A 10558-nucleotide genomic window follows, 5' to 3' on the forward strand; every position below is an offset into this window, starting at 1 on the left:
GGCAGGGTTTCGATGGGGAGCGGCTGCCGCTATAATCCGCGCTCTCGCATTTTGACCATTTTTTCAGCAGTTTACCCGGTCCCCACTCATGAGCGCGCCCGTTCCAGATCTCTCTGCCATCCATGAATTCCTGTTGTGCCCGACGCCCGACGCCTGGGTGGAGGCTGCTCTGCAGGAGCCGGAGATGCTGTTGGTGGATCACGCCAATTGTGAGAAGAAGGCGGCGGGCACGGCCCTGAACCTGATGTTCCGGTACCTCAGCGACTTCGAGCTGCTCAATAAAATGTCCCGTCTTGCCCGTGAAGAGCTGCGGCACTTTGAGCAGGTGCTGGCGATTATGCAGGCGCGTGGTATTTCCTATCCTCACGTGAAAGCTTCCCGTTACGCTGCGGGTTTGCGTGCGGAAGTACGTAGCGCTGAGCCGGGGCGCCTGGTCGACACCCTGATTTGCGGCGCGATTATCGAGGCGCGCTCTTGCGAGCGTTTTGCCAAGGTGGCCCCTCACCTGGATGAGGAATTGCAGAAATTCTATCTATCACTGCTCAAGTCCGAAGCGCGGCATTTCCGCGATTATCTCGGGTTGGCGCAGAAGATGAGTGACACCGATATCAGCGCGCGCGTGCAGGAGCTCCTACAGGTAGAGCGTCAGCTGGTAGAGGGCAGCGATGGTGAGTTTCGCTTCCACAGTGGCGTTCCCACCGCGCGCTAACAGGCAGGCGAAGCGTTCTCTGATGTTGAACTAGTCGCGGTCGAGCTTTTGCAGGAGTTCGACAAACTCCTGCAAGTCCAGGGCGTTTCTACAGTCCACCGAGTATTTGTTGTGGAAGAAGATGGTGAGCTCGACCTTGGGTGTACGCATAAACACCGTGTAACCATCGAAATCGGTGCTCGCGACAATACCGTGATAGTGCCAGCCGTCCTCCCGCTTTTCCCCTTCCTTCGTGGCCCGGTCAAACACGCGTAGCGCCTGCATTACGTCGACTTTTTGTTCCAGTTCCACGGGTTTTCCTTTTCGTCTTTGATAGTTCTTGCCCGTTACTGCGTAGAGATCTCCTATCTTTAGGGCAATGAGTAGGAGGGCGCGCTGTGCAACCAGAGGGCAATCAAAACCGGCTGGCCGAGAAGGGCAGCCTGTTTGTGGGGCTGGCCTATGCCGGGATCCTGCCATTTCTGGCGGGGTTATTTCTTCAGTCTAGCAACCGGGCCGTGTTTGGCGTTGACGGTATTTTCCTGTTTTGCGCTTACAGTTGCGCCATTCTCAGCTTTCTCTGTGGGGTATGGTGGGCCGCAGCACTGAATCGTCCCCACCATCCGCATCGGTCTTTACTCGCTATCGGGAGTAATACGATTTGTATGCTTGGATGGATTGGGCTACTTGCCTACCGCAGTGCGTGGGGGGTGCTGATTCTGGGGTTTGCTTTTGCCCTGTTGGTGTGTGCCGAGTCCTATCTCAACCCGAACCGGGCAGGGCTCTACGGGTATTTCCGCATGCGGATGCGCGTTAGCCTGATCGTGGTTCTGTGCCACCTGGTAATGTTCTGGCTGGTGCGTTGAATCGCGACAGCGCGCCGATCTTAGAAAGTCGGCTTCGCGACCATCAGGTAAAGAATCATCAACATCAATGGAAATGCGATGGCTCCGAGTATGCACCAGGCTTTCAAAGGGGCTGAGGTCGCAACGACGCGTGCCGTAGGGTCGGCTTCATGCTGTCCAGACGCGGTTGCGCGCAGTTGATATTGCAGCCACACGACGATTGCCCAAAGTAAAAAAACCACCGCGGTCAATGTGGTCGCCAGCTGCACCCAGCTTTGCGCGAGCCAGCCGGGGTTGATCGCCAACATGCCACCGGCACTGGCCAGCAGGCAAAGTCCACCAAGACCGGTGAAAATCCAGTCCGCGACGACCACTTCCTCGCTGATCCATTTGCGCACTGTGTCATCACCACTGAGCCATCCACGCAGGCAAAACCATGCAATGCCCACGCCCGTACCGAGGACAATCATGGCGCTGAGAATGTGTACCGTCTTCAGGGTGAGATAAATGCTCATGCGAGGCTGGCTGCAGCCTGGCGTAGCGCTTTTTCCTCGATGGTATCGCGTAGCACCGCGGTCACCACTGAGTGCGAGGTCAGTTCCGACAGAATCTCCTCCAGGGTCAGCAGCTGCCAGCACGCGTGTGCGCCAGCCTGGGGGCCCTGGCCCCTGAGCATTTTACGCGCGAGTGCGGCTGCCGGAGCGGCGGGAATCCAGGGTCCATCCCCATTCAGGCCCAGTGCTTGCCAGTGGTAGATCATCGGCTGGCCGTGTTCGTCGATACCTTCCAGTCGAATCTTGAGTCCGCCATTGGGTGATCCGCCCGGCCAGGCAGCGGCGAGTTTGTGTCCCAGTTGCGCCATGGTGGGCGAACTGACCGGGAGTTGCCGGCGTGACAGGTGCGCACAGACGGACAGCCCAAGTTGCAGCGTTCGTGGCTGCACACCGGTGCCAAAGGTGACGGTCTGCAGTTGAGGCTTCGCCCGTGGCCACAGTTCCAGGTCCGGAACATCAAAATCGCTCACCCAGCGCTCCCCAACCGGGTGGGCCAGTTCAACGCGTCGCAAGCCTCCGCCCGCAAATGCCTCGCGCCAGGTGCCATCTTTCAGAACGGGGAAAGACACGCCGAGACTCTCGAATCCCGCTCTGGTGGTGGCGAGCCCCCGCTGGATCCGATGAGCCGGGGCGATGGTGATATCCGCGCGGTTGAGTGCCTTGAATTCGTGCTCGAGCTCAGCGAGCACCGCGGAGCTCAGTGCGGGCAGGGTACTGGCGCCAGACACCATGGTGATGCCCGCGGCTTCGGCGGCGTTTCCCAGTCGCCCGAAATCACACACAAAGCGACGGTCGTCCGCGATATCGATATAGGGTGTGCCGGAAGCCAGGCAGGCGTGGGCAACGCTGTAATCTTGCCGCTGGAACGGCCCCGCGCAATGAATTAACAGGTCGAGATGCAGGGTTTTGAGCAGTCGATCGAGATTAATCGCCTTACGCTGCAGGCGCATGCCTTCGGCAAGGCCAGGCAGCTGGGAGGCGAGCAAGTCGGCGCGCGCCTTGTCGCGCCCGGCAATGATCAGCTGGATGTCCGGCTCGTTACTAAGCATGCGCGCGATACGGGCTCCGAAGTTGCCGTAGCCGCCGAGGATCAGGACGCGCTTTTTAAGGTTCTTCATGACCGTCCCAAACAGGAATGACGTTCAGGTCATCATGCCGCGGGCCAGTGGTCCAGTTCAAGGGTGTCTTTGCTGGCGCGAATGCACCAGCCGGATTCACCCCAGTCGCCGAGCACGATGCGCTCGGCAGATTCACCGTCGATATCGACCTTGTGGCGAGCCGGGCGGTGGGTGTGGCCGTGGATCAGGGTGCGCACTCCGTGGTCACGCATGATATTGACCACTTCTTCCGGGGTGACATCCATGATGTCCTCGGCTTTGAGGCTATTCATGGATTTGGACGCGGCGCGGATCTGTGCGGCGATCGCCCGGCGTTCGTCCAGCGTTTTGGCCAGTAACGCCGCCTGCCACTGTGGATTCCGCGCCTGTTGGCGAAAAGCCATGTATTCGGCATCGCGGGTGCACAGGCTGTCGCCATGCATCAGCAGGACTTTTTGCCCTGCCAGCTCAACAATGGTGGGGTCCTGCAGCAAGGTTGCGCCAGCGCGCTGGGCAAATGACTGGCCGATCAGGAAATCGCGATTACCGTGCATCAGGTAGACCTCGGCACCCGTTGCGCTGTATGCGCTGAGTGCTTCTGCTACCTGCGACACCAGGGGGGCATCATCGTCATCCCCAATCCAGACCTCGAAGAAGTCCCCGAGGATATACAGGGCCTCGGCGCCGGCGGCGCGGGTGTTCAGGAACTGGTAGAAAGCTTCGGTGATTTCCGGGCGGCTCTCGTCCAGATGCAGGTCTGAGATGAGGTAGCTGGTCAAGTTGCATTCCCTGGCAGTCAAAACGATTCCGCCGGCAAAGGCCGGCGGAAATCAGGAGGGGTGGTTCGAGGCTTACTTATCGGCGTAAGCGTCGGAAATGGTGATCCCGGTAACTTCAACGGTGTCCACGGGTACATCCTGGTGGAAACCGCGGGTGCCGGTCTTCACGCCCTTGATCTTGTTGACCACGTCCATGCCGTCAGAGACTTTGCCAAACACACAGTAGCCCCAGCCCTGCTGGTCTTTGCTGCGGAAGTTCAGGAAGTCGTTGTCCTTAACATTGATAAAGAACTGGGAGCTGGCAGAGTGCGGGTCCATGGTGCGGGCCATGGCCAGGGTGCCAGTGTCGTTCTTGAGGCCGTTGTCGGCTTCGTTCTCGATGTTCTCGCGGGTTGCCTTCTGTTCCATATCCGGGGTCATGCCGCCACCCTGGATCATGAAGCCGTCAATCACTCGGTGGAAGATGGTGCCGGTGTAGAAGTCGTCACGGCAGTACTGCAGGAAATTGGCGGCAGTTTTCGGCGCTTTGTCGAAGTCCAGCTCAATGCTGATGTCGCCATGGGTGGTGTGCAGGGTGATCATAAAACATCCTAATCCGGGTGAGTTTGGGGCGGCATGATACCCGTTTGGGGTGGCCAGTAAAACGACATTTTCGGTGTGGCCGTTGCAGGGGTGGGGCAGGTGTTTGTTTTTTGTTCTGGTTAAAAATTGAGCGTCGGGTTGGGTGCCAAGCGTGCGCATTTCTGTGGCATGAATTGGGCAAAGGAAAACCGGTGCCGGCGGCCTGAACTACGCTATAATCCGCCGCTTATCTTTGGACCGCTGTAGTTGAGATTCCTATGACATCCGAGAGCAAACCCGCTCACTTCCTGCAGAACATTATTCGCGAAGACCTGGCCGAAGGCCGCGTCAGCCAACTGGCAACGCGCTTTCCGCCGGAGCCTAATGGCTACCTGCATATCGGCCACGCCAAATCCATTTGCCTGAACTTCGGTTTGGCACAGGAATTCGGCGGCACCTGTAACCTGCGCTTTGATGACACCAATCCGGCGAAGGAAGAAGAAGAGTTTGTTCAGGCCATCAAACAGGACGTGTCCTGGCTCGGTTTCGATTGGGCCGGCGATGTGCGCTATACCTCGGACTACTTTGACCAGCTGTTTGACTGGGCGCTGCATCTGATCAGTGAGGGCAAGGCATATGTATGCCATTTGTCGCCGGAGCAGGCGCGCGAGTATCGCGGCACGCTAAAGGAGCCGGGTAAGAACAGCCCCTACCGGGATCGCTCCGTGGAGGAAAATCTCGCGCTGTTTGAACAGATGAAAAACGGTGAGATGGAAGAGGGCGAGTGTAGCCTGCGTGCCAAAATTGATATGGCCGCGCCCAATATTAACCTGCGCGACCCGATCATCTATCGCATCAAGAAAATGGCGCACCACCAGACCGGTGACAAATGGTGCATCTACCCGAGCTACGACTTTGCCCATGGCCAGTCCGACGCCATCGAAGGCATCAGCCACTCGATCTGCACGCTGGAGTTCGAAGACCACAAGCCGCTGTACAACTGGTTTATCGAAAATCTGCCGGTGCCGGCGCAGCCGCACCAGTACGAATTCGCGCGCCTTAACCTGAATTACACCGTGGTTTCCAAGCGCAAGCTGAAGCAGTTGGTCGACGAGGGCCATGTGGACGGCTGGGATGACCCGCGCATGCCAACCCTGTCCGGGATGCGTCGCCGCGGCGTCACCCCGGCAGCGATTCGCAATTTCTGTGAAATGATCGGTGTGACCCGCTCCGACTCTGTTGTCGACGTGAGCATGCTCGAGTACAGCATCCGCGACGACCTGGACAAGAATGCGCCGCGTGCCATGTGCGTGATGGACCCGCTGAAGATTACCCTGACCAACTACCCGGAAGGCCAGACGGAAACCGTCACCGCTCCGGGGCATCCGGTCCGTGACGATCTGCCGGAGCGCGAGCTCCCGTTCGGTCGCACGCTGTATATCGAACGTGAGGATTTCCGCGAGGAAGCCAACAAGAAGTACAAGCGTCTGGTGCTTGGCAAGAAGGTTCGCCTGCGTAACGCGTATGTGATTCTTGCGGAAGAAGTGATCAAGAATGACGCGGGTGAGATCGTCGAAGTATTGTGCAGCGTTGACCTCGATAGCCGTGGCGTCGATCCGGCCGACGGCATCAAGCCGAAGGGCGTGATCCACTGGGTGTCTGCCGACAAGCATGTCGACTGCGAAGTTCGTCTGTACGACCGCCTGTTCGACGACGCAGCGCCGGATGCCGGTGGCAAGAACTTCCTGGATCATGTGAACCCCGACAATCTCAAGGTGCTGACCGGCTGTAAGGCCGAAGTCAGTCTGGCGAATGCGGAAGTGGGGCAGGGTTATCAGTTTGAGCGAAACGGTTACTTCTGCCGGGACAGCAAGTTTGGTAGCGCTGAGCAGCCGGTTTTCAACCGCACCATCGGCCTGCGCGATAGCTGGGCCAAAGAACAGGGTAAGTAAAACCATCGGAACGGGGCTCCGCCCGAGCGGAGCCGGTTGCCGCTGACTGGACGTCATCAGATGGCGCCACAAACAGGAATTTGATCGGAAGTTATGGCCTTACAGCTTTACAACACCTATTCAGGAAAGAAAGAACCCTTCAAGCCGCTGGTTGAGGATCGCGTGCGCATGTATGTGTGCGGGCCAACCGTTTACAACCGTGTGCATATTGGCAACGCTCGGCCGGCGGTTGTATTCGATACGCTCTACCGGGTGCTGCAGCGCGAGTTTGCCGATGTGGTCTACGCACGGAACATCACTGATATCGATGACAAGATCATGAAGGCGGCGAAGGAGCAGGGCGAAGATATCAGTATCCTGTCAGAGCGCTTTGCCCAGGCCTATTTCGACGATATGGCAGCGCTCAACAACCTTGAGCCGGATGTCATTCCGTATGCAACCCAGCACCTGCCAGAAATGATCTCCATGATTGAGACATTGATCGAAAAAGGGCACGCCTATGCCGCGGAGGGCCATGTGCTGTTTGCGGTTGAATCGATGGACGATTACGGCAAGCTGTCGAAGCGCTCTCTTGACGATATGCTGGCAGGGGCCCGCGTAGAAGTAGCGCCGTACAAGAAGTACGCCGGTGATTTTGTCTTGTGGAAGCCTTCCGATGAGGATGAGCCAGGCTGGGACAGCCCCTGGGGCCGAGGTCGTCCGGGTTGGCATCTGGAATGCTCTGCGATGATCAAAAAGCACCTCGGTGAAACCATTGATATTCATGGTGGCGGTCGGGACCTGACGTTCCCTCACCACGAAAATGAGCGTGCACAGAGCTGCTGCGCCAATGGTGTGGATTTTGTACGCTATTGGATGCATAACGGCTACGTCAACATTGACGGCGAGAAAATGTCCAAGTCATTGGGCAACTTCCGCATGGTCAATGATCTGCTGCAGCATTACCCCGGGGAAGTTTTGCGTTTCGCGCTGCTTTCTGCCCACTATCGCTCTGAACTCAATTTCAGTGCGGATCTGCTGGATCAGGCATGGCGTAGTCTGGATACTCTGTATGGTTTCCTGCGCGATGCCGCTGAAGTCGCTGTGGACGATGTGGATCTGGCCGGTAGTGATTTTATTGCCGCGCTCTACGACGACCTGAATACCCCATTGGCCATCAGCGCGCTGCACCAGGCCGCGCGGGATCTGAACAAGGCTGAGGGTGCGGATAAGATGCGTCACAAGGCGGTATTGCTACAGGCCGGGGCGCTGCTGGGGATCCTGCAGCAGGATCCCGAAGCCTGGTTCAAGCAGGTACGCGGTGGCGACAGCGGCGATGCGATTTCCGAGGAGGAAATCGAGGCGCTCATTGAGGAGCGTAAGCAGAGCAAAAAGGCCAAGAATTTTGCCCGCGCGGATGAGATCCGTGAGGAGCTGAAAGCCAAAGGTGTTGTTCTCGAAGATAGCCGGGAAGGTACCAAGTGGCGTCGCGAATAAGCGATTGTACTTTGGCGCCCGCGCTACTGCCGATGCGTTAGATAGAATTTGACCATTGCCCGGTGTTGGCACCGGGCAACCCAACGATAAAAACTAGAATGGCGAGACCATGAAAAAACTTAGTCTTTTGATTACCGTTTCCATTGCTGTTGTTTTCCTGACTGCCTGTGAGCCCAAGCGTGGTTCTGATGCATGGTGCAAGAAAATGGACGAGACGCCGAAGGGCCAGTGGACTTTCGAAGACGCCGGCGACTACACCAAGTTCTGCGTACTGAACCAAAAGCCCGAGTAATAGCGGAACCGCCAAGTTGTTTTTCGCGGATTCGTTTCAGCACTTCTTTCGACCACTGACCGGCAAATACCGGGAGCAGGTGGTCGAGTGCCTCCGTTTGCTGTATGAGCGCCTGTATACCGCCAAGGCTGATTATGGGGAATCCCTCTCGCGGGAGCAGATTCTCGAGATCTTTGCCGAAGCCCTGACGCGCGCGCCCCAGCTCGATAGTGATGACAGCGCGGGAGAGCCCGAAGGGCGATTCCGCAATCTGCGCGAGCAGGCGGGATGGGTCTTAAATAGCCTGATTGAGTTCGGCTGGCTGGAGAAGCAGGTCGATGGAGCGACCCTGACCGCCTCCTATCCGTTCAGCCGACGCGGGCGCCTGTTCACGCAGCCTCTGGTGGAGGCTAATAGCACTCGTGTGCGCACCCGCCATCGCAATACCCGCAATACCCTCAACGCGCTGGACGCATTTGCCTCCCGTGGGGAAATCCATGATCTGATCGATGCCTGGGAATACTCCGAGCGTATCGTTGCCGACTTCACTGACATGATCGCAGAGCTCGAAGAGCGTAAGCGCGAACTGGTGCGCGAAGTGGAGGCGCAGCTGCTGGTGCAACAGGCCACCGATGAGTTCTTTTCGTTTATGGAGAGCCGTTTCCAGCCGGACCTGGCCATTCGGCTGTCCGCAGACAGCGTGGAGAAACATCGCGACTCGATTGGCAAGGTCATTGCGAAGATCCGACGCAAAGATCGCGAGCAAAAGGCGGAGTGGGAAAAACGCCTGCGTCAGCTCTTGCCTGAGTTGGCAGAGCCTGGCCGATCTTTACTCTGGCTAATGCTCGATACCATCGAGGACCGCATGCAGCGCGCCTGTGAAGTGAAGTTGCCGGCATTGCGCCGTGCATTGCAGGGCTTTACCAAGCGCGCGGACATCATTATTCGCCAGCTCAGTTACATCAATAGCCAGGCAGAAGGTGAATTTTCGGACCTCTGCCAGCAGTTAGGTGACGCGCCTGGTCGCGACGAACTACTCGATAGCCTGGGTGCCCGGCTGGGTGGTTTCCAATTGCGCTTCTTTGACCCAAAGCAAACCCAGTTGTGGCAGCGGCAGCGACGTCAGCCGGTTAACACCCTGGTCGAAGAAGTGGAGGATCTGGGAGACGATAACCGCCGTGACATCCTGCTACAGCAGATGCTCGATCAGGCATTCAACTTCAATAGCGCTGACCTGCGGGACTACCTGTCGAAAGCACTGGGCAGTGGGCGCCGCATCCATAGTCGTGAACTGCCATTGACAGACGCACGGGATCTACTGGCGATGAGCCATGCGCTGGAGTCCGCCGCGGTCAACCAGTCTGGCAGTGCGGCGATCAAGGTTGAATTCACCGGGGAAACCGCCAGCAATGAATTTTTCGCCCAATTTGACGAATACTATCTCGAGCTAAAAGAAAGTGATTGAACAGGCCCTCGAAGAGGCGTTGACCAAGTGTCAGTTGTCCCGCACAGAATTTTCCGAGTTGTTAGTGCGACTGCTCGATTATGGCGTGATCTGTCGCGACGAAAGTCAGGTGGAAACGGTTCTGTATGACCGCTTTCAGCGTTGTGAGCAGCTGGTGCGCGAGTGGTTGTCGCCACTGGGGTTGCGGCTGCTACACGATAGTCGCTTCCAGTTCATTCGGGTTTATCCGCCCGGGGCCGAGGTGCCGGCAATGCCTGATCAGGAAGAGCCCCATCACGGTGGTTTCCGAGGACGCCTGAGTCAGCAGGAAGTGGCCGCGATTCTCGTGTTGCGGGTGGAGTATGACAAGGCGCTGCGCGAAGGGCAGGTGGATGAGCATGGCTGTGTTGCACTGTCGCTGGAAGCGCTCGAGTTGGGGCTTCGCAACCTGTTAAAGATGTCTTTGCCAGACAAGTTGCTGGATCGCCGGGCGCTATTGAAAAAATTACGTCAACTGCGCCTGGTGCAGTTGTCGGGCGAGGATGGTGAGTCCGTAGCGGAAATCTGGCTGCGCATTCGGCCAACCATCGCGCACTTCGTGACGGAGTCCACGATTCGGCAGCTGCTCAATGAGCCGCTCGAGGAAAATGCAGAGGAAGCCTCTGGACCTGTCTCGGAGACCGCAGCTGTTGCGGCCGATGCCAGTGAAGACGTTGCTGCAACGACTTCGAAGGCGGCTTCCGCAATGGAGACGAGCGGGAACACGGACGAGGATGTACCCGAGCCGGTTGAGCGAATCACACCCGTGATGGAAGAGCACAGCTTGTTTGGCAATGAAGATTTGCTTGCCGACACCCAGACCGAAAAGGAAAGCGAGTAGGGCAACTGCAC

At 57.7% G+C, this 10558-nt stretch carries 12 protein-coding genes; 7 read left to right on the forward strand and 5 right to left on the reverse strand.

What is annotated here, in order from left to right:
- The first annotated feature begins 88 nt into the window (after positions 1 to 88).
- A complete protein-coding gene (locus ACXAD0_RS11090) occupies positions 89 to 709 on the forward strand; it encodes a MiaE family protein (protein WP_475088463.1) in 621 nt (206 codons plus the stop codon).
- Between the two features lie 30 nt (positions 710 to 739).
- On the opposite strand, the gene ACXAD0_RS11095 is transcribed toward ACXAD0_RS11090, so the two are convergent.
- Positions 740 to 1000, reverse strand: coding sequence for a DUF3081 family protein (locus ACXAD0_RS11095; RefSeq protein WP_475088464.1), 261 nt, complete (start codon positions 998 to 1000; stop codon positions 740 to 742).
- An 86-nt stretch (positions 1001 to 1086) separates the two neighbouring features.
- Here ACXAD0_RS11095 and ACXAD0_RS11100 point away from each other — a divergent pair, with 86 nt between their 5' ends.
- Complete coding sequence (locus ACXAD0_RS11100; RefSeq protein WP_475088465.1) at positions 1087 to 1554, forward strand: DUF3429 domain-containing protein; 468 nt, start codon at positions 1087 to 1089, stop codon at positions 1552 to 1554.
- 20 nt (positions 1555 to 1574) lie between these two features.
- Here the strand turns inward: ACXAD0_RS11100 and ACXAD0_RS11105 are convergent, their stop codons facing one another.
- From ACXAD0_RS11105 to ACXAD0_RS11120, 4 genes are all read right to left on the reverse strand, one after another.
- Positions 1575 to 2048, reverse strand: a complete 474-nt coding sequence (locus ACXAD0_RS11105; protein ID WP_475088466.1) for a DUF2269 family protein — start codon at positions 2046 to 2048, stop codon at positions 1575 to 1577.
- A complete protein-coding gene (locus ACXAD0_RS11110) occupies positions 2045 to 3205 on the reverse strand; it encodes a saccharopine dehydrogenase NADP-binding domain-containing protein (protein WP_475088467.1) in 1161 nt (386 codons plus the stop codon). Before ACXAD0_RS11110 ends, ACXAD0_RS11105 begins: the two co-directional genes overlap by 4 nt.
- Before the next feature lie 32 nt (positions 3206 to 3237).
- Positions 3238 to 3963, reverse strand: coding sequence for a UDP-2,3-diacylglucosamine diphosphatase (locus ACXAD0_RS11115; RefSeq protein WP_475088468.1), 726 nt, complete (start codon positions 3961 to 3963; stop codon positions 3238 to 3240).
- Positions 3964 to 4035: 72 nt separating this feature from the next.
- Positions 4036 to 4545 (reverse strand): peptidylprolyl isomerase, encoded by a 510-nt coding sequence (locus ACXAD0_RS11120; RefSeq protein WP_475088469.1) that lies wholly within the window; start codon positions 4543 to 4545, stop codon positions 4036 to 4038.
- A 257-nt stretch (positions 4546 to 4802) separates the two neighbouring features.
- On the opposite strand from ACXAD0_RS11120, the gene ACXAD0_RS11125 reads away from it, so the two are divergent.
- From ACXAD0_RS11125 to ACXAD0_RS11145, 5 genes are all read left to right on the forward strand, one after another.
- Positions 4803 to 6476 (forward strand): glutamine--tRNA ligase/YqeY domain fusion protein, encoded by a 1674-nt coding sequence (locus tag ACXAD0_RS11125; protein WP_475088470.1) that lies wholly within the window; start codon positions 4803 to 4805, stop codon positions 6474 to 6476.
- A 93-nt stretch (positions 6477 to 6569) separates the two neighbouring features.
- Positions 6570 to 7952, forward strand: a complete 1383-nt coding sequence (gene cysS / locus ACXAD0_RS11130) for a cysteine--tRNA ligase (protein WP_475088471.1) — start codon at positions 6570 to 6572, stop codon at positions 7950 to 7952.
- Between the two features lie 109 nt (positions 7953 to 8061).
- A complete protein-coding gene (locus tag ACXAD0_RS11135; protein WP_475088472.1) occupies positions 8062 to 8244 on the forward strand; it encodes a DUF3012 domain-containing protein in 183 nt (60 codons plus the stop codon).
- A 16-nt stretch (positions 8245 to 8260) separates the two neighbouring features.
- The gene (locus tag ACXAD0_RS11140; RefSeq protein WP_475088473.1) at positions 8261 to 9688 is read left to right on the forward strand and encodes a Wadjet anti-phage system protein JetA family protein; all 1428 of its coding nucleotides are present in this window, start codon (positions 8261 to 8263) and stop codon (positions 9686 to 9688) included.
- On the forward strand, positions 9681 to 10547 hold the full coding sequence (locus tag ACXAD0_RS11145; protein ID WP_475088474.1) for a DUF4194 domain-containing protein: 867 nt from the start codon (positions 9681 to 9683) through the stop codon (positions 10545 to 10547). The genes ACXAD0_RS11140 and ACXAD0_RS11145 overlap by 8 nt, the downstream gene beginning before the upstream one ends.
- Positions 10548 to 10558: the final 11 nt, after the last annotated feature.

The organism is Microbulbifer sp. ABF4_148 (assembly GCF_056158985.1).